Here is a 25,964-nt window from a genome sequence, read left to right on the forward strand (position 1 = left end):
GTGAAGGTGAGCTTGCGCACGACCGGGTTCGAGGTCATCTCGGCGCCGATCTCGCGGGCAGAACCGGTGATGACGCTGAAGAGGCCCTTCGGCAGGCCTGCACGCTCGGCAAGGATCGCAATGGCGATCGCCGAGAACGGCGTCTGGGCAGCCGGCTTCAACACCATGGCGCAGCCGGCGGCAAAGGCCGGGCCGGCCTTGCGGGTGATCATCGCATTGGGGAAGTTCCAGGGCGTGATCGCCGCGACGACGCCGATCGGCTGCTTCATGACCAGGATGCGCTTGTCGGGCTGATGGCCGGGGATCAGGTCGCCATAGATGCGGCGCGCCTCTTCGGCAAACCACTCGACGAAGCTTGCACCGTAGACAATCTCGCCGGTCGCCTCAGTGAGCGGCTTGCCCTGCTCCAGCGTCAGGATGCGGCCGAGATCGTCCTTGTTCTCGATCATCAGCTCGAACCACTTGCGCAGCACGCCGGCGCGGTCCTTGGCCGTGCGCGCTGCCCAGGTCTTCYGGGCGACRCGCGCGGCCTCGATCGCAGCCCTGGTTTCCTTGGCGCCGAGCTTCGGCACCCGGCCGATGATCTCGCCCGTCGCCGGGTTGTTCACCTCGATCGCGTTTGCCGCGTCCGCCTCGATCCACGCGCCGCCAACGAGGGCTGCCTGGCGAAACAATGATGGGTCTTTAAACGACATGATCCGTCCTCTCTCAAATCCTACAGAACTTATACAACTTTTTTCTTGGAAACGGCAATGACCTCGAGTCGCCGTTTATGCAATTTCCTGAGGCGCACAAGGCGCGCGGGCGCTCACGTTTCCATGCATCCAACCCGTTTCTTCGCCATCCGTCCTCATGTAGCGTTCGAAACGAATCAAACCATGGGCCGCCAGTCGGTCCAGCGGCGTTCCCAGGTTCACGCGACACCGAGAAGAGGCTTGTCCATGACGGCGACCGACAACAGAAAAGCTGACCATCCGATCGATGCCATGTTCATCGAGCGCTGGTCGCCCCGCGCCTTCACCAATGAGGAAATCGACGAAAAAACCCTGCTTTCCTTCTTCGAAGCGGCGCGTTGGGCGCCGTCTGCCAGCAACCGGCAACCCTGGCGCTTCGTCTATGCGCGCCGCGGCACAGATCGCTTCCCGGTGCTGCTCGACACGCTCGATGAGGGAAACCAGCGCTGGGCGAAGAACGCGGCAGCACTTCTGATCGTGATTTCAAGAACGCATAATGCAGCACAGAACGGCGAGATGCGGCACGCCTATACCCACGCCTTCGACACTGGGGCGGCCTGGTACAGCCTCGCTTTGCAGGCCTCGCTCGCGGGCTGGCACACCCATGGCATGGCCGGTATCGATCGCGACAAGGCGATGCACGCCCTGAACGTTCCCGAGCACTACCGGGTCGAAGCCGCCGTTGCGATCGGCCGGCTTGCCGATTCCTCGACGTTGCCGGACGATCTGCGCGCACGCGAAATCCCGAGCCAACGCAACCCAGTCGGCGAATTCGCCTTCGAGGGCCAGTTCAAGGGCGAATGAAGCGCCAACGAAAAATCCCGGCTCTGAGGCCGGGATTTTCTTTATGTCTCTGCATAGGCCTCGATCAGATGTCGAGGTTTGCGACGCTCAGCGCATTCTCCTGAATGAACTCGCGACGCGGCTCAACCTCGTCTCCCATCAGACGCGAGAACAGGCCGTCGGCGTCGGTGGCGTCGGTAACCCGGACCTGCAGCAGCGAGCGGACGTTCGGATCGAGCGTCGTTTCCCAGAGCTGCTCGGCGTTCATCTCACCCAGACCCTTGTAGCGCTGCATCGACAGGCCCTTGCGGCCAGCGGCAAAGATCGCGTCGAGAAGCGCACGCGGGCCGCTGACCTCCTGCGCGCCGTCACGGCGACGCAATACCGGCGGTGCCGAGTAGATCTCTTTCAACTTTGACGCCAGTTGGTCGATATAGCGGGCATCGGACGAACCGATCAGCGCCATGTCGAGTACGGCGAATTCCTTGACGCCGCGAACCATGCGTTCGAACCGCAACCCGCCTTCGCTGGTAACTGTGCCGGTCCAGCCGCGCTCGGTTTCCTCGGCGATCACGTCGAGACGACGTGCGATCTCGGCGGCGGTCTTTTCGTACTCGTCGCGCTGGCCGTTGAGCTCGACGTTCAGCGCGCCGGCGATGGCCGCCTGCTCGACGATCGCCCGATTATAGCGCGAGTGAAGCCCGTTCATGAGGTTACGCAAGCGCAAGGCATCGGTGATCACCTCGCGCAGGTCCTGCCCGGCGCGGACTTCGCCCGATTCAAGCTGCAGCGTCGCTTCCTCGAGACCCATCGAAATCAGGTAGTCTTCGAGCGCCTGCTCGTTCTTCAGATACTGCGCCGACTTGCCGCGCGTCACCTTATAGAGCGGCGGCTGGGCGATGTAGATGTGGCCGCGCTCGATCAGTTCCGGCATCTGTCGGAAGAAGAAGGTGAGCAGCAGGGTGCGGATGTGGGCGCCGTCGACGTCGGCGTCCGTCATGATGATGATCTTGTGGTAACGCAGCTTGTCGGCGTTGAACTCGTCCTTGCCGATCGACGTGCCGAGCGCGGTGATCAGCGTACCGATTTCCTGGCTCGACAGCATCTTGTCGAAGCGCGCGCGCTCGACGTTGAGGATCTTGCCGCGCAGCGGCAGGATCGCCTGGTTTTCGCGCGACCGGCCCTGCTTGGCCGAACCACCCGCCGAGTCCCCTTCCACCAGGAAGACTTCGGACTTTGCCGGGTCACGCTCGGAGCAGTCCGCCAGCTTGCCCGGCAGCGACGAGATGTCGAGCGCGCCCTTGCGGCGCGTCAGTTCGCGCGCCTTGCGGGCAGCTTCGCGGGCGGCAGCGGCTTCGACCACCTTGCCGACGAGGATCTTGGCTTCGGTCGGATGTTCTTCGAACCAGGTGCTGAGCGCCTCGTTGACGAGGCTTTCGACCACCGGTCGCACTTCCGACGACACCAGCTTGTCCTTGGTCTGCGACGAGAACTTCGGATCGGGAACCTTGACCGAAAGCACGGCCGTCAGGCCTTCGCGGCAGTCCTCGCCCTGGAGCGTGACCTTTTCTCTCTTTGTAATGCCGGACGTATCGGCATAGGACGTGACCTGCCGGGTCAACGCGCCACGGAAGCCCGCCATATGCGTGCCGCCGTCGCGCTGCGGGATGTTGTTGGTGAAGCAGAGCACGTTTTCGTGATAGCTGTCGTTCCACCACATCGCCACTTCGACGGTGATGCCGTCCTTCTCGCCGCGGATCGATACCGGCTTGTGTACCAGCGGCTTCTTCGCGCGGTCGAGATAGGCGACGTAGGCCTCAAGACCGCCCTCGTACATCATCTCGTCCTGGCGGATGTCCGAATGGCGCTTGTCGGTGAGGATGATATGAACGCCTGAATTCAGGAACGCGAGTTCGCGCAAGCGGTGCTCGAGCGTGTTGTAGTCGAACTCGGTCTTGGTGAAGGTCTCGCTGCTCGGCAGGAACGTCACCTCGGTCCCGGTCTCATCGCCGGCGTCGCCGGTAACGGCGAGAGAGCCGTCAGCGACACCGTGGGTGAAGCTCATCTCGTGAATCTTGCCTGCGCGCCGGATCTTCAGCTTGAGCGAAACCGAAAGCGCATTGACCACCGACACGCCGACGCCGTGCAGGCCGCCCGAAACCTTGTAGGAGTTCTGGTCGAACTTACCGCCGGCGTGCAGCTGGGTCATGATGACCTCGGCCGCCGAGACGCCCTCTTCCTTATGGATGTCAGTCGGGATGCCGCGACCGTTGTCGGTTACCGTCACCGAGCCGTCCGGATTGAGCGACACCGTCACGATGTCGGCATGGCCGGCAAGCGCTTCGTCGATCGCGTTGTCCACCACCTCGTACACCATGTGGTGCAGACCGGAGCCGTCGTCGGTGTCGCCGATATACATGCCCGGCCGCTTGCGTACGGCATCCAGGCCCTTCAGCACCTTGATGGAATCGGCACCATATTCGGCGCTGGCGCCGGTTTCGGTCTCAGGATTGTCGGTCATTCAGCTACGGGTCTTTCCAGGTTCTTCGGACATGGTGATTCGTTGCGAATCACGTCTCGGACGCCTCTTGGACTATAGAAAATTTGTCCAGGGTTCCAAATCCCGGACCGCCGCGCGGCGGCCGGAAACAAGCATTCATCCCCTGTCATTATCAGGAAATGTGGCTTTTTCCAAAACATCTTGCAGCTTGCGGATCGTCTCCGGAGACAAAGCGCGAATTTGTTCGCTCAATCGGTTGGCAAAGGCCGTGTGCTCCGGCGTCAGACCCGACGTGTCGAGCACCGTTTTTGGCGAGGAGACGTTGGCAATGCGGAACAGATCCTCCGCCTCGTCCCAGATCACGTTGAAGTAACCGGTGACGCGCTGGAGGAAGTCGAAGCTCGGCGCACCGCGCTTTCCATGCTCGAGCGCCGAGAGATAAGCGGCCGAGACGCCGATCGCCTTTGCCATCTCCTTCTGCGACACGCCCTTGCGGCGCCTGAGGTCGCGCAGAGCCTGGCCGAAGGGCGTCATAGCGCGCTGCCTCTCACCCGCGCCAGGCGGACGTAGAGCGCGCCGTCGCCGCCATGATTACGGGCGGCCGGCTCATAGGACGAAATCAGCGGCCGGAATTCGGGAAGCGAGAACCAGAGTGGCACCGCCCGCTTCAAGGCGCCGTCGCTGCCGAACGAGGTGCCCTTGCCGGTAATGACAAGCACATGTCGCAGCCCCCGCTCGTGCGCCCGCAGCAGAAACTGCAGAAGAAGTCCGTGCGCTTCGCTCTGGATCATGCCGTGCAGGTCGATCCGGCCCTCAAGCACCAGGTGCCCCTTTGCCAGCTTGCGCTTGACCGGCCGCTCCAGTGGATGATGCACTTTTTCGCCGAGCTTCTTCGTCAGCGCTATGCCCGGCTGCTCGAGAGCTGTTGCCGGCTGTTGCGGCCGCTGCTTGCCCTTCGCCTCTTCCGGAGGTTTTGCCTGTTCGTCCTCGGCCAGAATCTCCATCAGGTCGGCGAGCCGGCCGGCCATCGGTCTCGCCGAACGAGCAACCTTGCCCCAGAGAATGCGATCCTCGGCCGAAAGTTTCTTGTCCTTAGCCATGGCCGTAACGGGCCGCGGCCGCCTTGGGAACGAAGACGTAAAAGTCGGCTGCGTTGCGAACCGCTCCGGCCCGCTCACCGGCCTCGAAACCGGATCCGGTAAAGATATCGCCGCGAGCCGGGCCAACGATCGCCGAGCCGGTATCGAGCGCCAGCATCAGACGCTGGAAAGGTTTTCCGTCATCGAGCCGCGTCAGGCTCTCGCTCGCGATAAAGAAAGGAACGCCAAAGGTGTGGATCAGCCGATCAACTGCCAATGAGCGGTTCGGTTCGAGCGAGACCTTGGCGGCGGCAATCGGCCCCAGCCGCTCGTCCTCGACGTCTGCCTCGCGGAAGAAGATGAATGACCGGTTGTGCCAGAGAACCTCATCGACCTCTTCGGGATGCGCTTCCAGCCAGTCGCGAATACTCATCATCGAAACCGTGGCGGCATCGATCTTGCCGCGCTCGATCAGCAATTTGCCAACGGCTGAGAAATAGTGCCCGGTCTTGGCCGAATAAGTGACGCGGCGGCGCGAACCATCCGGAAACCGGAGCCGTGCGGCACCCTGCACATGAACGAAGAAGACCTCGACCTTGGACTTCGCATAGGCGATCTCCAGGCCGCGGCCGGCCAGATGGCCCTGCTCGATCGCTTGCCTGTCCGGATACTCGCTGATCCGGCCACCCTCGGAGAGACCGAAGGCGAAGTAGGGATCCATCCCCTCCGGCCGGTTGCCATCGTGAACATCGACCAGATCGTCCGGTCGGCGGTAGAGCGGATAACGATAGGTCTCGTCCGCTTCGGCGCGGACATCGATCTCGGGCTCGTAAAAGGCCGTGACAAAACCGGAACCCGTTTCGGGCACGATCCGGAAGGGGACGAAATGCGCTTCGAAAAACGCCCGTGCGTTCTCTCCGCTACCAACCTGCTGCCGCGAGGCGGAGAAGGCCGGCAAAAGATCGTCGACTGAAATCCCGAGAGAACCCGTGCGATAGGGTTTGGCCGTCGAGACATGCTGGTGACAGCGACGCATCGCCTCGATCACCGCGGTCGGATCATCATGCTGCCAGCCCGGAAGCTCGGCGAAACGGGCTGGCTCAAATCGATAGGACATCGGTACCGCGTCCGCTCAGTTTTCGGATTCGGTGGCGATCAGCTTCCAGTTCGGATCCCGCGAACGAATGTCGCGCGCGAAGGTCCAGAGATCGTTGACCTCCGCAACCGACTCGGCGTCGCCGTCGATCAAACCGCCCTGCTTGTCATAGGTCGCCGAAATCAGCTGGCTGACGATGCGAACGGTGATGTTCTCTTCGCTGTCCTTCACTTCGGCGTGAATGATATCTGCCTTGTCGATGCCGACGAAGGTGGACTTGACGACTTCGCCCTTTCGCTCGCGATCGGTGATCGCGGCGTCGAAGCCTTCATAGACCTCGCGGGACAGCAGATTCTTCAGCGTCTTTCGGTCGCCGTCCGCGAAAGCCATGACGATCATCTCGTAGGCCATCTTGGCGCCGTTGACGAATTCCTTGGGATCGAAACCCTGATCCGCGTCGCTCAGCGCCCGCAGCTGGGTGTTGAGCGTCGTTCCGGTCTTGGCGAAAGCGTCGATCATTTCGTAGCGGTTTGCTTCTTCGTCCGCATTTTCGCGGCGCGGCAGCTGCACGACCTTGCCCTTGTCGCCGTTTTCCGGCCCCTGGCTCATGTCGCGTGGCGAATACGGATCAAACGGCGGCCGCTCGCTCCCGGTCCGGCGGCCCAAGACGCTGCGCAGTTGCAGGAAAATGACCACCGCGGCGATCAGGAAAAAAAACGTGATGAAGTCAAAAGAGCCCATTTCCACCCGGAACCGCTGTTAGAATTTCTCGTGGCTATTCCATATAGTCCGCAAGGATAGATCATTCAAATGGCGATGTCGCACCCTTAGACGGGGATGTGACACCAGGTTTCATTTTCGGGCAGCATCGATGCGTTCATTTCTTATCCCCCTTGCCATCCTCGGGCTTCCGCTGGCCGAGATCGCCGGTTTCGTTGTCGTTGGCCGAGAGATCGGCCTCCTGATGACGTTGCTGCTGGTTCTTGCCAGTGCATTTGTCGGCGTTATCCTGCTGAGAGTCCAGGGATTTACCGTCATTCGGCGAATGCAGGACGCCACGCGCAACGGTAGCGACCCGGGCCGGGAGGTGCTTGGCGGCGCATTGCTGTTCGTCGCGGCGATCCTGCTGGTGGTGCCGGGCTTCGTCAGCGACGTGATCGGCCTCCTGCTGTTTCTGCCTTTCGTTCGAAATGCGGTTGCCGGTTTCCTGCGCAAGCGAATGACGATCGTGACCGCGGCATCCGGTGCCGGCTGGACACGGCCGCACGAACCGCGCCCCTCGCCGCGCGTCATCGATCTCGATGAGGGCGAATTCTCGCGAACGGACGACGAGGATCCGCCGCAGGTCGGCGATCGCCGCCAGCCCTAGCCAAGAGGCCACGGTGACAGAATGCGCGAACGGCACTCTATCGCCCATATTCCGGAGCATGCTTTCCGCTTTCCGCTTGGAGCAGAAACCCAGCGCCCGCTGGAAAGCGCCGGGCCCGCAGGGTTGTAAGCCCTAGGCCGAAATGCTAGATGGCCTCACCTATTTTTGTCGAGGAACCCTTATGACGACTGATACCGCATCCAACGGCAACGGCAGCGCGCAGCAGAGCCCGACGCTGAACATCCTCGCCCAGTATATCAAGGACCTTTCCTTCGAAAACCCGGGCGCGCCGCGTTCGCTGCAGGCCCGTGACAAGGCGCCGTCGATCAATATCAACGTCAACGTCAATGCCAACCCGCTCGCAGAGAACGATTTCGACGTCGTGCTCTCGCTGAACGCAGAAGCCAAGGACGGCGACCGCGTCCTGTTCAACGTCGAGCTCGCCTATGGCGGCGTCTTCCGCGTTGCCGGCTTCCCGCAGGAGCACATGCTGCCGCTGCTCTTCATCGAGTGCCCGCGCCTGCTGTTCCCGTTCGCCCGTCAGATCGTTGCCGACGCAACCCGCAACGGCGGCTTCCCGCCGCTGATGATCGATCCGATCGATTTCGCGCAGATGTTCGCTCAGCGCATGGCCGAAGAAAAGGTCCGCGCCCAGGTTTCGAACGAAACCGCAAACTGATCGAATTTCAGATTGCTGAAACGAAAGGCCCGGCCAATGTGCCGGGCTTTTTCGTATCTGCCTTAGTCCTGGGGGTCGTATTTTGCCCAGATCGCCTTGGCGCCGATCTTCGCGATCAACGCCGCGTGGGCGGCCAGGTCCGCCTCCGAGAGCCGGTTCGGCAAGGGACGCGGCCGCTGGCCGATAAGGATCGGCGCGTCGTCGAGTTCGATTGCCTGATCGGTCGATCTGCTGGACACAAGGCCGAGTGCTGCCTGACGGCCGCCGATCATCTCGATGTAGACTTCCGCCAGCAGTTCGGAGTCGAGAAGCGCGCCGTGCTTGGCGCGGTGCGAGTTGTCGATACCGTAGCGACGGCAAAGCGCGTCCAGCGAGTTCGGCCCCATCGGGTGTTTGCGGCGGGCAAGCGCCAGCGTGTCGGTCACGCGCTCGATGGCGATCGGCGGCATGCCCAGACGCGCAAACTCGGCGTTGATAAAGCCCATGTCGAAGGTGGCGTTGTGAGCGACCCAACGGGCGTCGCCGAAAAACTCGAGGATCTGGTCGACCACATCGGCAAATGGCGGCTTGTCCTTCAGGGACTCGTCGGTGATCCCGTGGATGGCGAGCGCATCCGGGTGAACCTTGCGGTTGCCGGGATTGATGAAGATGTGCAGCGTGCGGCCGGTCGGAAATTGGTTCTCGAGCTCGACACCGCCGATTTCGATCACCCGGTCCTCGCGATTGTCGAGGCCTGTCGTTTCCGTATCGAAGATGATCTCACGCATCCGCGTCTCCGTTTCTGGCTGCGAGTTGGTCGACGACGGCCTTCACCTGGGCCCGGGTGACGTCGAAACTGTCGCTGGTATCGATGATGTAGTCGGCGCGTTTACGCTTTTCGCTGTCCGGCACCTGACGCGCAAGGATCATCGCAAGTTTTTCCTCGGTCATTCCTGGGCGCTTCAGCGCCCTTTGGCGCTGCAGCTCGGCCGAACAGGTCACGACGACGACGCGATCGACCCGCTTGTCCGCACCCGTTTCAAAAAGGAGAGGAATGTCGAGGACGACGAAGGGCGCGCTGGCGGCCTGGTTTTCCGCGAGGAACTCCTGCTCCTTGCGGCGCACCAGCGGATGGACGATCGCCTCAAGCTCGCGCAGCCGTTCCGGCGCCTGCATGAGCTGGCGCGAGAGTTCGGCGCGATCGACTTTTCCATCTTTCGTGCTTCCGGGAAACGCCGCTTCCACCGGCGCCACCGCCTCGGCGCTATAAAGTTGATGCACGACCTCGTCGGCATCGTTCACCGGCACGCCGAAGTCGCGAAACATCTGGGCGGTCGTCGACTTGCCCATGGCAATCGATCCGGTGAGCCCAAGGATAATCATCAGTGCCTGTCCATGTCGTCGATAATCAATTGTCGAAGGTCGGCGTCCACCGTCGGCCGACAGCCGAACCAGAGTTCGAAGCCGGGCACCGCCTGGTGCAGAAGCATGCCCAAACCGTCGACGATCGCAAAGCCCTGCACCTCTGCCTGCGCCAGGATCGGCGTCTTCAACGGAACATAGACAATATCCGTGACGACTGCGCTCGAAGCCATAACGCCGAAGTCGATCGCCGGTGCTTCGCTGCCGTCCATGCCGAGCGAGGTGGTATTGATGAACAGGCCTGCGCCGGTCATCACGTCCTTGAGTGCGCCCATCGGATGGGCTTCCACCGCCGGACCGAACCGGTCGGCAAGTTCCTGCGCCCGTTCGACGGTGCGATTGACGACATGGATCGTCTTGATGCCGCGATCACGAACAGCCTGGATGATCGCCCGGCTTGCGCCGCCGGCGCCGAGTATGACTGCCGTCGACGTCCGGTCCCAGCCGGCCGCCCGCTCGTCGAGATTGGCAACGAAGCCGCGGCCGTCGGTATTGGTGGCATGCACCTTTCCGTCCTGAACCCACAGCGTGTTGGCGGCGCCGAGTTCCTGGCTGAGCTCATCCGGCTGATCCACCAGCCGACAGGCCACTTCCTTGTGGGGGATGGTCACATTGCCACCGCAGAAACCGGATGTCCCGTCCTTGAGGCTGGCAATGAAGGCGGCGAATTCTTCCGGCTTGACCTCGTGCGCTCGATAGCTGCCGGGCAGACCGAGCTGTTTCAGCCAATAGCCATGGATCAGCGGCGACCGGGAATGCTTGATCGGATAGCCGGTGACGAAGGCGTGGTTAACAAATGTTTCACGTGAATCACGCATCGATCGTTCCCAGTTCACGGAGTTTGGCAAGCAGCGGCAACATCGGGAGACCGAGGATGGTGAAGTAGTCACCCTCGATCTTTTCGAAGAGCTGGATGCCCTCGCCTTCCAGCTGGTAGGCGCCGACGCTCGAAAGCGCCTTTTCGCCGACACGCTCTAGATGACGCTCGACGAAATCTGCCGTCAGCGGGCGCACGGTCATGTGGGCGGAAGACACATGGCGCCAGATGACGTCTTGGCCACACAAAAGGACGACGGCACTGTTCAGGCGGTGCGTCTGGCCGGAGAGCGAAAGCAGATGTGCGGCGGCTTCCGCCATGGTCTTCGGCTTGTGGTAGACCCGCGGCCCCAATGACATTGTCTGATCGGAACCGATCACCAGCGCGTCTGCGAAATACCTGGCGACATCGCGCGCCTTTGCTTCCGCCAGTTCCAGAGCAACGGTTTCGGGCGCAGCGCCCTTATCCTCAAGCGGCTTTTCCAGCGCGCGCTCATCGATCTCGGCTGCCTTCGCTTCAAAGACCAGGCCGGCATTCTCCAGGAGCGCCCGGCGAAACGGGCTGGCCGAAGCCAGGACGAGCGAAGATGTCATCATTCAAGTTCCCGAATTGTTCGAATCCGCTCTAACGCAGACGTGGACGCAGGGCAACGATTGCCGCTGCCGTTTCCTCTATCGAACGGCGGGTGACATCGATGACGGGCCAATTGTTGCGCGCACAGAGCGACCGGGCATATTTCAGTTCCTCGGTGATCGAGGCCTTGTCGGTGTACTCATCGCCGTGAAAGCCTTGCGTCGTTCCGAGCACCCGGTGCTGGCGCACTTGCGAGATACGGTCGGCCGTCGCGATCAACCCGACGACGAGCGGCTTCGTCGCTTCCATCAATCTTTCAGGCAACGGTACGCCGGGGACAATCGGGATGTTCGCTGTCTTGATGCCACGGTTGGCGAGATAGATGCTGGTCGGCGTCTTCGACGTCCGGCTGATGCCGATGAGGACGACATCCGCGTCGTCGAAATCCGCCGGCAGCTGACCGTCGTCATGGTCCATGGTGAAATTGAGCGCGTCGATGCGCGCGAAATATTCCGCATCCATCACATGCTGAGCACCGGATCTCCGCCGCGACGGGGATCCCAGATAGGACTGAAAGAGGTCGATGATGGGATCCAGCACGGAGACGCAAGGGACGCCCATCTCGCGGCAACGGCGATCGATGATATCGGCGAGTTCGCGGTCGACGATTGTATAGAGAACGATGCCCGGTGCGCCGTCGATCGCGTCGAGAACCTGCAGCAGCTGTTTGCGGTTCCGGATCAGCGGATAGACGTGCTCGAGCGCATGCGAGCTTTGAAATTGGGCCGCGGCGGCGCGCCCGGCGGCAATCAGAGTCTCGCCCGTTGAGTCCGAAATCAGGTGAAGGTGGAAGTAGTTTTTCTTGTTCTCCACGCAATTCTCCTGGTGCTGTTGATAAGCCGGGATGAAACACAGCTAACGACGGGGCCTGGATCCAGGCAAGTGGAAAACAGCCGAGTTATTCACAATTGGGGCTGCGGCGGACATTGTTTCGTGGCGGATGTGGACAAGACTCACGGCGCGGACAAAGTGTCACGGATATCAACTGCTTTTCCACAGGCGCGTCAAAAATCGAACGCGACTTAAAGAACTGATTCAAAATGCCTTTCTGAGATTGACCACGCTGTTTTTCCAGAGATCGAACTCATTGTCCCTTCGCTGAGCGTCGTGATCGCCGGTCGTGGACAAGTCAGTGCGTTGTTTTAATCCTTGATACCCACCGACTCTAAGAAATAGAAACCTTCTAAATATCTTTGATTTTTAATTGGGAGAGACGATCCGTGACCGAAACACGCAGAAAGGTTCTGGAGGTTTTGGTAGGGAAGACGGTGTCACCTCCTCCGATCTGGCTCATGCGCCAGGCGGGACGCTACCTGCCCGAGTACAGGGCAACGCGCGCCGTAGCCGGAAGCTTCCTCGATCTTTGCTACACGCCCGATCTCGCAGTCGAGGTCACATTGCAGCCGATCCGTCGCTACGCTTTCGATGCCGCCATTCTCTTCTCCGACATCCTGGTCATTCCCGATGCGCTGAAACGCAACGTGCGCTTCGAGGAAGGCCATGGGCCACGAATGGACCCGATCGATGCTGATGGTATCCGTCTCCTGAAGCCTGAGGGCATCTCTGAACACCTCCAGCCGGTCTTTGAGACGGTTTCGCGGTTGCGCGCAGAGCTTCCCTCGGAAACGACCCTGCTCGGCTTCTGTGGCGCTCCCTGGACGGTTGCGACCTATATGATCGCCGGCCAGGGGACGCCGGACCAGGCCCCTGCCCGTCTCTTCGCGTATCGCAATCCCGAAGCCTTCGATCATCTGCTCGGCTTTCTGGCGGATGTATCGGCTGAATATCTCGTGCGACAGATCGATGCCGGCGCCGATGCCGTGCAGATCTTCGATTCCTGGGCAGGTGTTCTCGGTGAGGAGGAATTCGCCCGCTACGCCGTCAAGCCGGTGCAGCGGATCATCGCCTCCGTTCGGGCGCAGCGGCCGCAGGCAAGGATCATCGCCTTTGCGAAGGGCGCGGGGCAGCTGTTGAACGGATATCGGCAGGCGACCGGTGCTGACGCGATCGGTCTCGACTGGACCGTTCCGCTTTCCTTTGCGAAGGATCTGCAGAAGGAAGGGCCGATACAGGGCAATCTCGATCCGATGCGGGTCGTTGCCGGCGGCGTGGCGCTTGAGGAAGGCATTGACCGCATTCTCGACGCACTCGGTCACGGTCCGCTGATCTTCAATCTCGGCCATGGCATAACGCCGCAGGCCGATCCCGATCATGTCTCGGCGCTGGTTGCCCGGGTTCGTGGAGCGCGGTGATGGCGGAGAAGCAGACCGACCGGGCGCCGGGCAACAGGGCGCGGCTCAGGGCAGCGATCGCGCTTGGTGCGTTCGTGGCGCTTCTCGTCGGTCTGTTCGTCTGGCGCCCGGATGATCTCTATCTCTGGATCAAGGCGCTGCATGTTATCGCCGTGATGTCCTGGATGGCGGCGTTGCTCTACATGCCCAGGCTGTTCATCTACCACACGGATGCGGAGCCCGGCTCCGCCCAGTCGGAAACCTTCAAGATGATGGAGTTGCGGCTCCTGAAAGTCATCATGAACCCGGCCATGATGATTTCCTGGGTGCTCGGGCTTTATCTGGCCTGGAGCATTTATGGCTTCCAGGGTGGGTGGCTGCATGCCAAGCTTCTGTTCGTGGTGCTGCTGACCGGTGTCCACATGCGTTTCAGCCGTGCTGTGCGCGCCTTTCAGCGCGACGAGAACAGGCACGATGCGCGCTATTGGCGGTTGATGAACGAGGCGCCTACCGTCTTGATGATCCTCATCGTCATCATGGTCGTCGTGAAGCCATTCTGAATTTAATCGATTTGCGGCCTGTCATAGGCGTTTCTAATTTGCGACAGCCCCTTGCAGGGTTTCACGTGAATCGCTATTTTCTGCCATCTCCTCTTCATGGCTTGTGACAAAGACAAGAGCCTGCCCCTTCCTGCTGCAGCTCCCTAACGAATACTCGCCATCTCCCCACTACCCATACCAAACATGGATCCTTCATGGCTGAAATGAAGCTACAAGAACTCAAGAACAAGACGCCGACCGATCTGCTCGCTTTCGCCGAGGAGCTCGAGGTGGAGAACGCCAGCACGATGCGCAAGCAGGAGCTGATGTTCGCAATCCTCAAGATGCTCGCGGCCCAGGATATCGAGATCATCGGTGAAGGCGTCGTTGAAGTGCTCCAGGACGGCTTCGGCTTTCTGCGCTCGGCGAATGCAAACTACCTCCCCGGTCCGGACGATATCTACATCTCGCCCTCCCAGATCCGCCGCTTCTCGCTGAAGACGGGCGACACGGTCGAGGGTCCGATCCGCGGACCGAAGGAAGGCGAGCGCTACTTCGCCCTCCTCAAGGTCAACACCATCAACTTCGACGATCCGGAAAAGATCCGTCACAAGGTTCACTTCGACAACCTGACGCCGCTTTACCCGAACGAGCGCTTCAAGATGGAACTCGACGTTCCGACCTCGAAGGATCTGTCGGCCCGGGTCATCGACCTGGTTGCGCCGCTCGGCAAAGGCCAGCGCGGCCTCATCGTCGCTCCGCCGCGCACCGGTAAGACTGTTCTCCTGCAGAACATCGCCCATTCGATCACCGCGAACCATCCGGAATGCTACCTGATCGTTCTCCTGATCGACGAACGTCCCGAAGAAGTGACGGACATGCAGCGCTCGGTGAAGGGCGAAGTCGTGTCCTCGACCTTCGACGAGCCGGCGACCCGCCACGTACAGGTCGCCGAAATGGTGATCGAGAAGGCCAAGCGCCTCGTGGAACACGGCCGTGACGTCGTTATCCTGCTTGACTCGATCACCCGCCTCGGCCGCGCCTACAACACCGTTGTTCCGTCATCGGGCAAGGTCTTGACCGGTGGTGTCGACGCCAATGCTCTGCAGCGCCCGAAGCGCTTCTTCGGTGCCGCCCGTAACATCGAAGAAGGCGGCTCGTTGACGATCATCGCGACGGCGCTGATCGACACCGGCAGCCGCATGGACGAAGTCATCTTCGAAGAGTTCAAGGGCACCGGCAACTCGGAAATCGTGCTCGACCGCAAGGTCGCCGACAAGCGCATCTTCCCGGCGATGGACATTCTCAAGTCCGGTACGCGTAAGGAAGACCTGCTCGTTCCGCGCCAGGATCTGCAAAAGATCTTCGTGCTGCGCCGTATTCTGGCGCCGATGGGCACGACCGACGCGATCGAGTTCCTCATCGACAAGCTCAAGCAGACGAAGAACAACGGCGATTTCTTCGACTCGATGAACACCTAAGACGCGTTCATCATCCGACTTTGGGACCGGTCGACCACGCGTCGGCCGGTTTTCTCGTTTCGAAACCTTAGCCGGATTCTCCGGTCATTCGATTCGGTTTCGCAACAATCTCCGACTAGGCCCGCAATCAGACAGACACCGTTTCTGCTGATTCACGTGAAACACGTGCGCACCGTGAAATACGAGGATACGGCGAGGCCTTGAAATTTCGGCATTCTTTCGGCATAAGCACGCCGACCCATTGAGATAGCGTTTGCCCCGCGTGAGCGCGCTCCGCGAAGCGGAACGATCCGGTCCGGAACTTCGACGATCCCCATTGCATCGACCATCGACGCGCCCTGCGTGTCCGCGGTCTTTTCAGGTGAGCCCATGACAGCGACGCACACGATTTATGCGCTTTCCAGCGGATCTCTGCCCGCCGGCGTCGCAGTCGTGCGTATCAGCGGCGGGCGCACCGAAGCGGTGTTGCAGGCGTTGTGTGGTGGTGTGCCAACACCTCGGTCGGCGACATTTAGATCGATTCGGTCCCGTAACGGCGATGTCATCGACAGCGGCCTTGTTCTCTATTTTCGCGGACCTGCCTCCTTTACAGGAGAAGACTGCGCCGAGCTTCAGATCCATGGTGGTCGGGCGGCAGTAAACGCCTTGCTTGAGGAACTCTCGAAGCTCGAGGGTTTGCGCCATGCGGAAGCCGGTGAGTTTTCGCGCCGCGCCTTCCAGAACGGCAAGCTTGACCTGGTCGAGGTGGAGGGTCTCGCCGACCTGATTGCTGCGGAAACCGAGATGCAGCGCCGGCTCGCGATCGAACACTCCGGCGGTGGACAATCAAAGATCTATGCCGGCTGGGCGAAGCGCTTGACCCATGCGCGGGCGATGATCGAGGCCGAGCTCGATTTTGCCGATGAAGACGATGTGCCGGGCTCGGTCAGCGAGCGCATCTGGCAGGATATGTCCATGCTGTCGCAAGAGATAGCAGCACATATTGCCGATGCGCCGATCGCGGAGATCATCCGCGACGGCCTGAAGATCGTCATCGCCGGTGCGCCGAACGCCGGCAAGTCGAGCTTGCTCAATGCACTGGCCCAGCGTGACATTGCAATCGTCACCGAGATTGCTGGTACGACCCGCGACGTTCTTTCCGTGGACGTTTCCTTAGCCGGATTCTCCGTTAAGCTCTACGATACGGCGGGGCTGCGGGAAACCGACGAGAGAGTAGAGCAAGAAGGTATTCGTCGCGCACGAGAAATTATCGAGAGAGCAGATCTGATCTTGCTGTTGGCCGATGCGCCGGACGGTTTTGATGTCATGTCCGACTTCCCATCCGACACGACGCCCGTGCTACGGGTTGGAACCAAACTTGATCGCGGCAGTGATGGCTGGCGCGAGGGGGCCGTGGATGTGTTGGTCTCGACGAGAACCGGCGAAGGCATGGAGCGACTGCTGGACGCGATCGCGGCGCACCTGCCGGATCTCAGTGGGCGGACCTCGCTGTCGCTGCCTTCGCGGCGGCGCCATGTCGATAGTCTCCGGCAGGCGCAGCGGTCGATCGACGACAGCTTGGCAAGTCAGGACTTGGGGCTGGATATACGCGCGGAACTGTTGCGCCTTGCTGGCGACGCAATTGGACGGATAACCGGCCGCGTGGATGTTGAGAACCTTCTCGATGTGATATTTTCTGAATTCTGTATCGGGAAATAACCAGTAGGCCAGTGCAATACAACGTGTGCGAGTCCTTCGTTGTGTTTCACGTGAAACGATTCGTGCCGGGTCAACCCCGGAGAAGAGGCAATGATGCAATTTGACGTAATCGTCATTGGCGGTGGCCATGCCGGCTGCGAAGCCGCGGCTGCGGCTGCGCGTCTGGGCTCCAACACAGCGTTGATCACGCACAAGGCATCCACGATCGGCGTTATGTCCTGCAACCCGGCGATCGGCGGCTTGGGAAAAGGACATCTGGTCCGCGAGATCGACGCGATGGACGGCTTGATGGGGCGCGTCGCTGATGCCGGCGGTATTCAGTTTCGTTTGCTCAACCGCCGTAAGGGTCCGGCAGTGCGCGGACCGCGTACGCAAGCCGATCGCCGCCTCTATCGCGAAGCCATGCAGCGGGAGATCGCTGCCATCGAGAATCTGACCGTTATCGAGGGCGATGCCTTCGACCTTCTGGAAGAGCAAGGCCGCATCCACGGTGTCGTCATGAAGGACGGCCGCAGCTTTCAAGCGAACTCCGTTGTTCTGACGACGGGCACGTTCTTGAAGGGCCTCATCCATATTGGCGATCAGAAGATACCGGCCGGTCGCGTCGGTGAGGAACCGTCCGTCGGGCTCTCGGGAACCTTGCTGCGTTTTGGGTTGCGGCTCGGCCGCCTGAAGACCGGAACGCCCGCCCGCCTGGATGGACGCACCATTGACTGGGCGCGTGTTGGCCGGCAAGGTCCAGACGAAGATCCCGTGCCCTTCTCGTTCATGACCGACGGGATCGTGAATCGCCAGATCGATTGCGGTGTGACGCGGACGACGGAAGAGACGCACAAGATTATTACCGACAATATCGGCAAGTCGGCGATGTACTCGGGACAGATCGAGGGTGTCGGACCGCGCTATTGTCCGTCCATCGAGGACAAGATCGTACGATTCGGCGAGCGTGATGGCCACCAGATCTTCCTGGAACCGGAGGGTCTCGACGACGATACGATCTACCCGAACGGCATTTCGACGTCGCTGCCGGCTGACATCCAGGAAGCCTTTATCAAGACGATCCCGGGATTGGAGAATGTCGCGATACTGCAGCCTGGTTATGCCATCGAGTACGATCACGTCGACCCGCGTGAACTGAACGCGACCCTTGCCGTCCGCAAGATGCCAGGGCTTTTCCTCGCCGGTCAAATCAACGGTACGACCGGCTATGAGGAAGCCGGCGCGCAAGGTCTTGTTGCCGGCTTGAACGCCGCCTTGGCCGCGACCAACCGTCACGAAATCGTGTTCAGCCGAACGCAGTCCTATATTGGTGTCATGATCGACGACCTGACGTCGCGCGGGATCACCGAGCCCTATCGCATGTTCACCTCCCGCGCGGAGTATCGATTGTCGCTGCGGGCCGACAATGCCGATGCGCGCCTGACACCGCTTGCAATGGAGGTCGGCTGCATCTCGGCTGCGCGGCGCGAACGCTTTGTCGATTGGCGCGCGCGTTTCGACGAAGGACGTGCCCTGTTGAAAGGCCTCTCGGTAACCCCGGCTGAAGGTAACCGTCATGGCCTTAAGCTCAACCAGGATGGCCAACGGCGCACTGCTTTCGAGATCCTGTCCTATCCCGATCAGTCGATTGCCGGCTTGCAGCCCATCTGGCCCGAGCTGTTGTCGATTGGTCCGCGCGTCGTTGAGGCGCTTGAGATCGATGCGGTCTATGCGGTCTATATGGATCGGCAGGCAGCGGATATCGCCGGCATTCAGCGCGAGGAAAATCTTGCCATACCCGATGGCTTCGACTTCGATATGCTCTCGGGCCTCTCCAACGAGCTGAAGCAGAAGCTGAAGCAGCAGGCGCCCCGCAATCTGGCTCACGTGATGAAGGTCGACGGTATGACGCCGGCAGCAGCATCGCTGATCCTGGCGTGGGTGAAGCGTCAGAACCGAACCGTAGAACGTGAAGAAAAGGCCGGCGTACAATGAAGGCGAGTCCAATCGATGTGTTGAACGGACTGCGTGTTTCACGTGAAACGAATGAACGGCTGGAGCATTTTGCCAAGCTCTTTCAGAAGTGGGCGAAGTCGATCAATCTTGTTGCGCCGTCCACTATCGAGGATCTTTGGCGTCGGCACATTGTCGATAGCTTGCAGCTCGCGCAGTTGTCGCCCGGTCCGAAGACCTGGGTCGATCTCGGCAGCGGTGGCGGCTTTCCAGGTGTCATCACGGCGATCTATCTCGCCGAACTTGGCGACGGTTGGGTCCATCTCGTTGAAAGCAACAACAAGAAGGCTGCCTTTCTGCGTGTAGCTCTGGCCGAGACGGGTGCGCGCGGCTCGGTTCACCCGGTTCGAATCGAAGAAGCAGGCGCATTGATTCCCCGCGCGGACGCGGTTTCGGCGCGCGCGCTCGCGGATTTGACCTTGCTGCTCGACTATTCTGCGCCATGGATGACGGCGAAGGAGCAGAAAGCGGTCGCCTACTTCCACAAAGGGCGGGATTACCAGCGCGAAATCGACAAAGCCGTTGGCCGCTATCAGTTTGATCTGGTAAAACATCCAAGCGTGGTCGAGCCGGATTCTGTCGTGCTCGAGATCGCAAATCTGGCGCGCAGGGCCCAGTGATCGCGAGCGGAAACATGTTTGGTGGCAAAAACCGGATCATCACAATCGCAAATCAGAAAGGCGGCGTCGGCAAAACCACGACCGCCATCAATTTGGCGACCGCATTGGCGGCTATCGGCGAACACGTTCTGATCGTTGATCTGGACCCGCAGGGCAACGCCAGCACCGGGCTCGGCATTCAACGCCGCGATCGGAACCTGTCATCCTATGAGCTGATGATGGGATCGCACGGGATCGGCGAGATCGCTCAACAGACAGCCGTTCCGAACCTCTCGATCATTCCATCGACCATGGACCTTCTCGGCGTCGAGATGGAAATTTCGCAGGAACCGGATCGTGTCTTCCGTTTACGCAAGGCCTTGGTTAGCCCCGCCGCGATGGAATATTCCTACGTGCTCGTCGATTGCCCACCATCGTTCAACTTGCTGACGATGAACGCGATGGCGGCCGCCCATTCGGTGCTTGTCCCTCTGCAGTGCGAGTTCTTCGCGCTCGAGGGTCTGAGCCAGCTGCTGGAGACAGTGGATCAGATTCGCCGAACCGTGAATCCGAGCCTGGATATCCAGGGCATCGTCCTGACCATGTTCGATTCGCGCAACAACCTGGCACAGCAGGTTGTTAGCGATGTGCGGACGCATCTCGGCGACAAGGTCTACCACACCCTGATCCCGCGCAATGTTCGCGTCTCGGAAGCGCCTTCCTATGGCAAGCCGGCCATTCTTTATGATCTGAAGTGCGCTGGCAGTCAGGCCTATCTGCAACTGGCCTCCGAAGTCATTCAACGCGAGCGCCAGCGCAAAGCGGCATAATCATTTCGGTAGCGTAATTTAACTCGGGTGACGATATGAACGACGATAGCTCGAAGAGGCGGCTTGGTCGCGGACTGGCCGCGTTGATCGGCGAGATGGATCAGCCGTTGCAAACAGGGGCAGCTGCCCCTGCCCCGGTCAATCCGGATCGGCGCGTGCCGATCGAGTTCGTATCGCGCAACCCGCGCAACCCGCGTCGTCAGTTCGACGAAGCCGAACTCCAGGATCTCGCCAATTCGATCCGTCAGCATGGTATTGTCCAGCCTGTCGTTGCTCGCACCATCGGCGTCGATCGCTACGAGATCATCGCCGGCGAGCGCCGCTGGCGTGCCGCACAACTGGCCGGGTTCACCGAAATCCCGGTTATCATTCGCGACGTCGACGATCGCACGGCGCTTGAAATCGCTATCGTCGAAAACGTCCAGCGCTCGGATCTCAATCCGCTCGACGAAGCGCTTGGCTACGAGCAGTTGATCGCAGAGCACGGCTATACGCAGAACGATCTCGGCGAGATCATCGGCAAGAGCCGAAGCCATGTCGCCAATAGCCTGCGTCTTTTGAAACTGCCGGAACCTGTTCGGGACATGTTGTCGGAAGGCGCGCTTTCGGCTGGACATGCCCGTGCACTCATTCCGACCTCGGATCCGGCTACCCTCGCCCGGACGATCATTGCCAAGGGGCTCTCGGTGCGTGACGCCGAGCGCATCGCGCAGAACGATATTCGCGCGCAGAACGATCCGAATTACGGCAAGACCGTCCGTCGCGACGAGAAGGATGCCGATACGCTAGCGCTCGAGCGCACGTTGTCGGATAGCCTCGGGCTTGAGGTTACCGTGAACCACAAGGCATCCGGTGGTCATTTGCGCATCGCCTACAAGACGCTGGATCAACTGGAAGAAATCTGCCGGCTGCTCGAGCGGCGATAAGCCACTCGTGCGTATTTTTGCTTAGGCGTATTGATGGCGCGTCTCTCCAACGAGCGGCGCGCCTAATTATTTGATATGATGAGATCTTTTGGCGTCCAGTTGAATTTCGGACGGCGAGGTCCACCCATCTCCCTCATGCAGCCTGAAGACCTGTTGGCGAAATTCGAGCACTAGGCTGCGGTAACGGGACTGGGTCGACAGAGGCAGGTCAGCGTCGCGCCGATTGCACCGCGATCGCCATCAGGTTCTGCAGCACCAGGCTTTCCTCCAGGCTCGCACGGCTGCGGCTCTGAAAGATGGTCGTCTGCAGGCGATTGAGCTCGCGGCGGATGGCCGGGCTCGACCAATGCTTCAAGGCTGCCTCGACGATCGGCTTGCGGCGAAAGTGCAGCCCACGCCCCAGCGTCGCGATCACTTGCCCCGCCTGCTGGCGGCTTGCATCCATCTCGGCGCGCATCACATCGAGCTGCTGAAACTGGCGCAGGCACGCCTGCAGCACCAGAAAGGCCGGCGTCTTGGATGTGGTGATCTTCTGCATCGCATGCAGCAATCCATCGAGGTCGCCCTTCAGCACGGCATCGACGGCATCGTCGACGGAGATGGCGCTGGCATCCCCAACGATATCGAGCACGTCTTCTTCGTCCACCGTGGACTTGCCACGGCAGTAGAGCGCAAGCTTGCGCAGCTCGTTTCGTGAGGCCAGGCGGTCGCCACCGAGCGCCTCCAGCAACCGTTGCCGTGCTGCGGTGCTGATGCCCAGCTTCTCGTCGCCGAGTTCCTTGTCGATCAGCGCCTGCAGGCTGCGCGCGTCGTCACTGTAGCAGGCGATACAGGCGACCGAACGCGCGCTCTCGCCGATCTTTCGAAGTGCGGAGCCCTTCTTGAGGTCGCCGGCTTCGACGATCACATAGCTTCCGGTCGGTGGCTCGGACGAAAGGATCTGCAACGCATCGACCAGCGGCTTTTCATTGGCTGCGCCACGGACCCAGACGAGCTTTTCTCCACCGAAGAGGCCGATCGAGTTTACTTCATCGAGCAGCCGCCCGGGCGATTGCGTCAGTTCGCTGACATCGAGCTTCAACAGGGAAAACGGATCGTCGAGCGGCACGCCGCAACGGGCGGCGATTGCAGTGGCACGCTCGGAGACGAGCCCGCGGTCGGGCCCGTAGAGGATGAAAAGCCGGTAGATTCCGGCTGACTTCTGGAGAAAGGAGTCGAACTCGTGCGACTTGACCTCGCTCATGCCGACACCCGTTAGCGGCTGAGAGCCGCGGCGATGTCGGCCCGGATCAGCTCGGCGAGTTCCTTGGCTGCGCGGTTTTCACCGTCACGAACGGCGCGCACCTTGGCAAATTCCTGGACCGGGAAGTCAACGAGAGCAACGGCGGTGCGGTTGCCGGACTTGATGGTCTCGCCCGTACCGATCTTCGTCAGATTGTAGTCCGCCTTGACGACGATACGGCCGGCGCCGGCGCGGTCCTTGGCCTGATCGTAGAGCACGCCCATCGACCGGTGGGTGACGGTGAGCGCCAGGTGATACTGCGGATTCACGGGCTCGCCCTGACCACCTGCGGCCAGGAAGATCAGCGCGTTACGCACTTCCTGCTCGACACGGTCGGTGGCTTCGGAAATCTCGATCGCCGCCAGTGCCGTCGAGGTGCCGACCGGGTCGGAATAGAGCGGCCGGACCTGGCAGCCGGCGAGCGCGGTCAACATGAGCGCGCCAGCCAGAACCGGAATCGACCGGATACGGAAACCAGCTCTATCAGACAACGACATTGACGATCCTCTGGGGCACGACGATGATTTTCTTGGGGCTGCTGCCGTTGAGCGCGGACTTGACGGCATCGAGCGCCAGGACGGCGCTTTCGATCGCACTCTGATCCGCATCGCGAGCGATTGTCAAATCGGCGCGCTTCTTGCCATTGATCTGCACCGGCATGGTGATTTCGTTCTCGACGACCAAAGCGGGGTTGAAAGCCGGCCAGCCGCGTTCCGCAATCAGGCCCTCGCCCCCGACCTCGCGCCAGCATTCCTCGGCGAGGTGCGGCATCATCGGTGCGATGAGGTTGATCAGGATCGTCGTCGCATCCTTCACAGCCCCCGCCAGGGCCGCGTCGGCCTTGCCGGCTGCTACCTGGGTCAGCGGTGCGGCAAGCGTGTTCACGAGCTCGTAGATGCGCGCCACGGCCTTGTTGAAGGCGAGCTTGTCGTAGTCGGCCTCGACCGCGCGCAGCGTCTTGTGCGCGGCTTGCGAAACAGCGAGAGCCTCGCCTTCGAGCGCCGGGGCGGCCTCGATTGCCCGCAGCTTCTCGGCCGCTTCGCTGATCAGACGCCACACGCGCTGCACGAAGCGATGCGATCCTTCGACACCGGCTTCCGACCAGATCACGTCACGATCCGGCGGCGAATCGGAGAGAACGAAGAAGCGGGCGGTATCAGCGCCATAGGAAGCGATGATGTCGTCGGGATCGACGACGTTCTTCTTCGACTTCGACATCTTCTCGATCGAGCCGATGGTGATTTCCTCACCGGTTTCGATCAGCGTCGCGCTACGGCGTCCATCGATCTCCTCGATGCGGATCTCGGCCGGCGTCACCCATTCGCGCTGGGCGCCTTCGCCGCGGCTATAGGTTTCATGCACGACCATGCCCTGCGTGAACAGGCCTTTGAACGGCTCGTCGACGGCAACATGGCCGGTGGCCTTCATCGCGCGGGTGAAGAAGCGCGAATAGAGCAGATGCAGGATGGCGTGCTCGATACCGCCGATGTACTGATCGACCGGCAGCCAGTGGTTGGCGACCTTGGGGTCGGTCGGATTGTCTTCCCAGGGTGCGGTGAAGCGCGTGAAATACCAGGACGAATCGACGAAGGTGTCCATCGTGTCGGTCTCGCGACGGGCGTCCTTGCCGCAGTGCGGGCAGGCGACGTGGCGCCACGTGGCGTGACGGTCGAGCGGATTGCCCGGCTTGTCGAAGGTAACGTCCGGCGGCAGCACGACCGGCAGGTCGGCTTTCGGAACTGGTACCACGCCGCAGTCCTCGCAATGGATGACCGGGATCGGGCAGCCCCAGTAGCGCTGGCGCGAGATGCCCCAGTCGCGCAGGCGGAAATTGACCTTGCGCTCGGCACGCGGCGCACCGTCGAGCATTTCCTTCTCGAGCTTCGAAGCAACGGTCTCGAAAGCGTCTTCCGTCGACAGGCCGTCGAGGAAGCGCGAGTTGATCATCACGCCGTCGCCGATATAGGCCTCGTCACCAATGGCGAAGGTCGCGGCATCGCCGTCCCTCGGCATGACGACGGGAACGACCGGCAGGTCATATTTGCGCGCGAAGTCGAGGTCGCGCTGGTCGCCGGAGGGGCAGCCGAAGATGGCGCCCGTGCCATAGTCCATCAGCACGAAATTGGCGACATAAACTGGCAGCTCCCAGCTCGGATCGAGCGGATGCTTGGCACGGATACCGGTGTCGATACCCTTCTTCTCTGCCGTTTCCAGCGCGGCAAGGGAGGTACCGGCGCGGCGGCATTCCTCGCAGAATGCATCGACCTCAGGGTTGCTGGCCGCCACCTGCCTTGCCAGCGGGTGATCGGCGGCGATCGCCAGGAAGGAGGCGCCGAAGAGCGTGTCCGGACGGGTGGTGTAGACGGTGAGCTCGGTTGCGTCGCCGGCGGTGCCTTCGACGATTTCCCAACGCAGCGACAGGCCCTCGGAGCGGCCGATCCAGTTCTTCTGCATCAGGCGCACCTTCTCGGGCCACTGATCCAGTGTATCGAGCGCGTCGAGCAGTTCCTGGCTGAAGTCGGTGATGCGGAAGAACCATTGCGTCAGTTCGCGCTGTTCGACCAGCGCGCCGGAGCGCCAGCCACGGCCGTCGATCACCTGCTCGTTGGCGAGCACGGTGTTGTCGACCGGGTCCCAGTTGACCTTGGACTGCTTGCGGTAGACGAGGCCCTTTTCCAGGAAGTCCAGGAACAGGTACTGCTGGCGCTGGTAATAGGCGGGGTCGCAGGTGGCGAACTCGCGGTTCCAGTCGAGCGACAGGCCCATAACCTTCAGTTGCGCCTTCATCGAGGCGATGTTCTGGTAGGTCCAGCTGGCCGGGTGCACGCCACGCTCCATTGCGGCGTTTTCGGCCGGCATCCCGAAGGCGTCCCAACCCATCGGATGCAGCACGTTGAAGCCGCGGGCGCGTTTGTAGCGCGCTACCACGTCACCCATGGTGTAGTTGCGCACGTGGCCCATGTGGATGCGGCCCGAGGGATAGGGGAACATCTCGAGCACATAGTACTTTTCGCGCGGATCGTCGTTCTCGGTCTGGAAGACCTCGTTCTTATCCCATTCCTGCTGCCAACGGGGCTCGGCATCACGCGGATTGTATCGTTCGCTAGACATGTCTTTTCGATGTTCCGGAAGTTCTGCGGCGCATAGTGGCGCCTCATGATAATTGGGGTGACCTTCACCACGAAACCGCCTGACGGTCAAGTTTTTGAAGGGTTTGCCGCGACACTTTGGCGGATTTGAGCCTGTCCATGGCGGAGCGGCCTTGGCAATCGGCTCAACTTTGCCTAAGCCGCTC

General features: G+C 61.1%; 25 protein-coding genes. 11 read left to right on the forward strand and 14 right to left on the reverse strand.

Annotated elements, in window-relative coordinates; translation table 11 throughout:
* Positions 1-695 (reverse strand): aldehyde dehydrogenase family protein (locus tag ASD01_RS18695; protein ID WP_156623666.1); only part of this gene is annotated, 695 nt, incomplete at its 3' end.
* A gap of 246 nt (positions 696-941) precedes the next feature.
* On the opposite strand from ASD01_RS18695, the gene ASD01_RS18700 reads away from it, so the two are divergent.
* Positions 942-1,538, forward strand: coding sequence for a nitroreductase family protein (locus tag ASD01_RS18700; RefSeq protein ID WP_034800120.1), 597 nt, complete (start codon positions 942-944; stop codon positions 1,536-1,538).
* A gap of 64 nt (positions 1,539-1,602) precedes the next feature.
* On the opposite strand, the gene gyrB is transcribed toward ASD01_RS18700, so the two are convergent.
* From gyrB to ASD01_RS18725, 5 genes are all read right to left on the reverse strand, one after another.
* Positions 1,603-4,038, reverse strand: coding sequence for a DNA topoisomerase (ATP-hydrolyzing) subunit B (gyrB, locus tag ASD01_RS18705; RefSeq protein WP_034800121.1), 2,436 nt, complete (start codon positions 4,036-4,038; stop codon positions 1,603-1,605).
* 135 nt (positions 4,039-4,173) lie between these two features.
* A complete protein-coding gene (locus ASD01_RS18710; protein WP_034800122.1) occupies positions 4,174-4,551 on the reverse strand; it encodes a helix-turn-helix domain-containing protein in 378 nt (125 codons plus the stop codon).
* On the reverse strand, positions 4,548-5,117 hold the full coding sequence (locus ASD01_RS18715) for a Smr/MutS family protein (protein WP_034800123.1): 570 nt from the start codon (positions 5,115-5,117) through the stop codon (positions 4,548-4,550). The genes ASD01_RS18710 and ASD01_RS18715 overlap by 4 nt, the downstream gene beginning before the upstream one ends.
* Positions 5,110-6,213, reverse strand: coding sequence for a murein transglycosylase A (mltA, locus tag ASD01_RS18720; protein WP_034800125.1), 1,104 nt, complete (start codon positions 6,211-6,213; stop codon positions 5,110-5,112). Before mltA ends, ASD01_RS18715 begins: the two co-directional genes overlap by 8 nt.
* Before the next feature lie 15 nt (positions 6,214-6,228).
* Entirely contained in the window at positions 6,229-6,933 is a 705-nt protein-coding gene (locus ASD01_RS18725) for a Tim44/TimA family putative adaptor protein (RefSeq protein ID WP_034800130.1), read from the reverse strand.
* A 130-nt stretch (positions 6,934-7,063) separates the two neighbouring features.
* Here ASD01_RS18725 and ASD01_RS18730 point away from each other — a divergent pair, with 130 nt between their 5' ends.
* Entirely contained in the window at positions 7,064-7,561 is a 498-nt protein-coding gene (locus tag ASD01_RS18730; RefSeq protein ID WP_034800132.1) for an FxsA family protein, read from the forward strand.
* Positions 7,562-7,742: 181 nt separating this feature from the next.
* Positions 7,743-8,240, forward strand: coding sequence for a protein-export chaperone SecB (gene secB / locus ASD01_RS18735; RefSeq protein WP_060521526.1), 498 nt, complete (start codon positions 7,743-7,745; stop codon positions 8,238-8,240).
* A 62-nt stretch (positions 8,241-8,302) separates the two neighbouring features.
* Here the strand turns inward: secB and dnaQ are convergent, their stop codons facing one another.
* From dnaQ to ASD01_RS18760, 5 genes are read right to left on the reverse strand one after another with little or no spacing between them, the layout of a single operon-like run.
* Positions 8,303-9,007 (reverse strand): DNA polymerase III subunit epsilon, encoded by a 705-nt coding sequence (dnaQ, locus tag ASD01_RS18740; protein ID WP_034800135.1) that lies wholly within the window; start codon positions 9,005-9,007, stop codon positions 8,303-8,305.
* Positions 9,000-9,602 carry a dephospho-CoA kinase gene (gene coaE / locus ASD01_RS18745; RefSeq protein WP_034800136.1) on the reverse strand — a complete coding sequence of 201 codons (603 nt, stop codon included), beginning with the start codon at positions 9,600-9,602 and terminating at the stop codon, positions 9,000-9,002. Before coaE ends, dnaQ begins: the two co-directional genes overlap by 8 nt.
* Positions 9,602-10,459: a shikimate dehydrogenase gene (locus ASD01_RS18750; RefSeq protein ID WP_034800137.1), complete on the reverse strand. Its 858-nt coding sequence runs from the start codon at positions 10,457-10,459 to the stop codon at positions 9,602-9,604. Before ASD01_RS18750 ends, coaE begins: the two co-directional genes overlap by 1 nt.
* Positions 10,452-11,051, reverse strand: a complete 600-nt coding sequence (locus ASD01_RS18755; protein ID WP_034800176.1) for a Maf-like protein — start codon at positions 11,049-11,051, stop codon at positions 10,452-10,454. Before ASD01_RS18755 ends, ASD01_RS18750 begins: the two co-directional genes overlap by 8 nt.
* A 31-nt stretch (positions 11,052-11,082) precedes the next feature.
* On the reverse strand, positions 11,083-11,904 hold the full coding sequence (locus ASD01_RS18760; protein WP_034800138.1) for a pyruvate, water dikinase regulatory protein: 822 nt from the start codon (positions 11,902-11,904) through the stop codon (positions 11,083-11,085).
* Between the two features lie 407 nt (positions 11,905-12,311).
* Here ASD01_RS18760 and hemE point away from each other — a divergent pair, with 407 nt between their 5' ends.
* The 8 genes from hemE to ASD01_RS18800 all read left to right on the forward strand — a co-directional run bounded on the left by hemE (position 12,312) and on the right by ASD01_RS18800 (position 21,387).
* Entirely contained in the window at positions 12,312-13,343 is a 1,032-nt protein-coding gene (gene hemE / locus ASD01_RS18765) for a uroporphyrinogen decarboxylase (RefSeq protein ID WP_034800139.1), read from the forward strand.
* Positions 13,340-13,882: a protoporphyrinogen oxidase HemJ gene (gene hemJ / locus ASD01_RS18770; RefSeq protein WP_090426326.1), complete on the forward strand. Its 543-nt coding sequence runs from the start codon at positions 13,340-13,342 to the stop codon at positions 13,880-13,882. The genes hemE and hemJ overlap by 4 nt, the downstream gene beginning before the upstream one ends.
* Positions 13,883-14,076: 194 nt before the next feature.
* The gene (rho, locus tag ASD01_RS18775; protein WP_089044254.1) at positions 14,077-15,342 is read left to right on the forward strand and encodes a transcription termination factor Rho; all 1,266 of its coding nucleotides are present in this window, start codon (positions 14,077-14,079) and stop codon (positions 15,340-15,342) included.
* 369 nt (positions 15,343-15,711) lie between these two features.
* Complete coding sequence (gene mnmE / locus ASD01_RS18780) at positions 15,712-17,040, forward strand: tRNA uridine-5-carboxymethylaminomethyl(34) synthesis GTPase MnmE (protein WP_034800142.1); 1,329 nt, start codon at positions 15,712-15,714, stop codon at positions 17,038-17,040.
* Positions 17,041-17,130: 90 nt separating this feature from the next.
* Positions 17,131-19,014: a tRNA uridine-5-carboxymethylaminomethyl(34) synthesis enzyme MnmG gene (gene mnmG, locus ASD01_RS18785; RefSeq protein ID WP_034800143.1), complete on the forward strand. Its 1,884-nt coding sequence runs from the start codon at positions 17,131-17,133 to the stop codon at positions 19,012-19,014.
* Positions 19,011-19,652 (forward strand): 16S rRNA (guanine(527)-N(7))-methyltransferase RsmG, encoded by a 642-nt coding sequence (gene rsmG, locus ASD01_RS18790; RefSeq protein WP_034800144.1) that lies wholly within the window; start codon positions 19,011-19,013, stop codon positions 19,650-19,652. Before mnmG ends, rsmG begins: the two co-directional genes overlap by 4 nt.
* 14 nt (positions 19,653-19,666) lie before the next feature.
* Positions 19,667-20,461: a ParA family protein gene (locus ASD01_RS18795; RefSeq protein ID WP_060521519.1), complete on the forward strand. Its 795-nt coding sequence runs from the start codon at positions 19,667-19,669 to the stop codon at positions 20,459-20,461.
* Positions 20,462-20,496: 35 nt separating this feature from the next.
* On the forward strand, positions 20,497-21,387 hold the full coding sequence (locus ASD01_RS18800; RefSeq protein ID WP_034800146.1) for a ParB/RepB/Spo0J family partition protein: 891 nt from the start codon (positions 20,497-20,499) through the stop codon (positions 21,385-21,387).
* 208 nt (positions 21,388-21,595) lie between these two features.
* Here the strand turns inward: ASD01_RS18800 and holA are convergent, their stop codons facing one another.
* The 3 genes from holA to leuS are packed head-to-tail and all read right to left on the reverse strand — an operon-like array spanning position 21,596 to position 25,780.
* Complete coding sequence (gene holA / locus ASD01_RS18805) at positions 21,596-22,630, reverse strand: DNA polymerase III subunit delta (RefSeq protein ID WP_034800147.1); 1,035 nt, start codon at positions 22,628-22,630, stop codon at positions 21,596-21,598.
* Positions 22,631-22,641: 11 nt separating this feature from the next.
* On the reverse strand, positions 22,642-23,166 hold the full coding sequence (gene lptE / locus ASD01_RS18810; RefSeq protein WP_034800148.1) for an LPS assembly lipoprotein LptE: 525 nt from the start codon (positions 23,164-23,166) through the stop codon (positions 22,642-22,644).
* Positions 23,153-25,780 carry a leucine--tRNA ligase gene (gene leuS / locus ASD01_RS18815; protein ID WP_034800149.1) on the reverse strand — a complete coding sequence of 876 codons (2,628 nt, stop codon included), beginning with the start codon at positions 25,778-25,780 and terminating at the stop codon, positions 23,153-23,155. The genes lptE and leuS overlap by 14 nt, the downstream gene beginning before the upstream one ends.
* Between the last annotated feature and the right edge of the window lie 184 nt (positions 25,781-25,964).

Origin of the sequence: Ensifer sp. Root423, assembly GCF_001426275.1 — a bacterium.
Classification (GTDB): domain Bacteria; phylum Pseudomonadota; class Alphaproteobacteria; order Rhizobiales; family Rhizobiaceae; genus Ensifer; species Ensifer adhaerens.

Bases quoted from the DNA above. Each gene is read 5' to 3' on its own strand.
- ASD01_RS18725 (WP_034800130.1), bottom strand. From the start codon at position 6,933: ATGGGCTCTTTTGACTTCATCACGTTTTTTTTCCTGATCGCCGCGGTG.
- ASD01_RS18750 (WP_034800137.1), bottom strand. From the start codon at position 10,459: ATGCGTGATTCACGTGAAACATTTGTTAACCACGCCTTCGTCACCGGC.
- ASD01_RS18700 (WP_034800120.1), top strand. From the start codon at position 942: ATGACGGCGACCGACAACAGAAAAGCTGACCATCCGATCGATGCCATG.
- holA (WP_034800147.1), bottom strand. From the start codon at position 22,630: ATGAGCGAGGTCAAGTCGCACGAGTTCGACTCCTTTCTCCAGAAGTCA.
- rho (WP_089044254.1), top strand. From the start codon at position 14,077: ATGGCTGAAATGAAGCTACAAGAACTCAAGAACAAGACGCCGACCGAT.
- lptE (WP_034800148.1), bottom strand. From the start codon at position 23,166: ATGTCGTTGTCTGATAGAGCTGGTTTCCGTATCCGGTCGATTCCGGTT.
- ASD01_RS18795 (WP_060521519.1), top strand. From the start codon at position 19,667: ATGTTTGGTGGCAAAAACCGGATCATCACAATCGCAAATCAGAAAGGC.
- ASD01_RS18800 (WP_034800146.1), top strand. From the start codon at position 20,497: ATGAACGACGATAGCTCGAAGAGGCGGCTTGGTCGCGGACTGGCCGCG.
- coaE (WP_034800136.1), bottom strand. From the start codon at position 9,602: ATGATTATCCTTGGGCTCACCGGATCGATTGCCATGGGCAAGTCGACG.
- leuS (WP_034800149.1), bottom strand. From the start codon at position 25,780: ATGTCTAGCGAACGATACAATCCGCGTGATGCCGAGCCCCGTTGGCAG.
- ASD01_RS18710 (WP_034800122.1), bottom strand. From the start codon at position 4,551: ATGACGCCCTTCGGCCAGGCTCTGCGCGACCTCAGGCGCCGCAAGGGC.
- mnmE (WP_034800142.1), top strand. From the start codon at position 15,712: ATGACAGCGACGCACACGATTTATGCGCTTTCCAGCGGATCTCTGCCC.
- mnmG (WP_034800143.1), top strand. From the start codon at position 17,131: ATGATGCAATTTGACGTAATCGTCATTGGCGGTGGCCATGCCGGCTGC.
- ASD01_RS18755 (WP_034800176.1), bottom strand. From the start codon at position 11,051: ATGACATCTTCGCTCGTCCTGGCTTCGGCCAGCCCGTTTCGCCGGGCG.
- secB (WP_060521526.1), top strand. From the start codon at position 7,743: ATGACGACTGATACCGCATCCAACGGCAACGGCAGCGCGCAGCAGAGC.
- ASD01_RS18715 (WP_034800123.1), bottom strand. From the start codon at position 5,117: ATGGCTAAGGACAAGAAACTTTCGGCCGAGGATCGCATTCTCTGGGGC.
- rsmG (WP_034800144.1), top strand. From the start codon at position 19,011: ATGAAGGCGAGTCCAATCGATGTGTTGAACGGACTGCGTGTTTCACGT.
- mltA (WP_034800125.1), bottom strand. From the start codon at position 6,213: ATGTCCTATCGATTTGAGCCAGCCCGTTTCGCCGAGCTTCCGGGCTGG.
- dnaQ (WP_034800135.1), bottom strand. From the start codon at position 9,007: ATGCGTGAGATCATCTTCGATACGGAAACGACAGGCCTCGACAATCGC.
- gyrB (WP_034800121.1), bottom strand. From the start codon at position 4,038: ATGACCGACAATCCTGAGACCGAAACCGGCGCCAGCGCCGAATATGGT.
- ASD01_RS18730 (WP_034800132.1), top strand. From the start codon at position 7,064: ATGCGTTCATTTCTTATCCCCCTTGCCATCCTCGGGCTTCCGCTGGCC.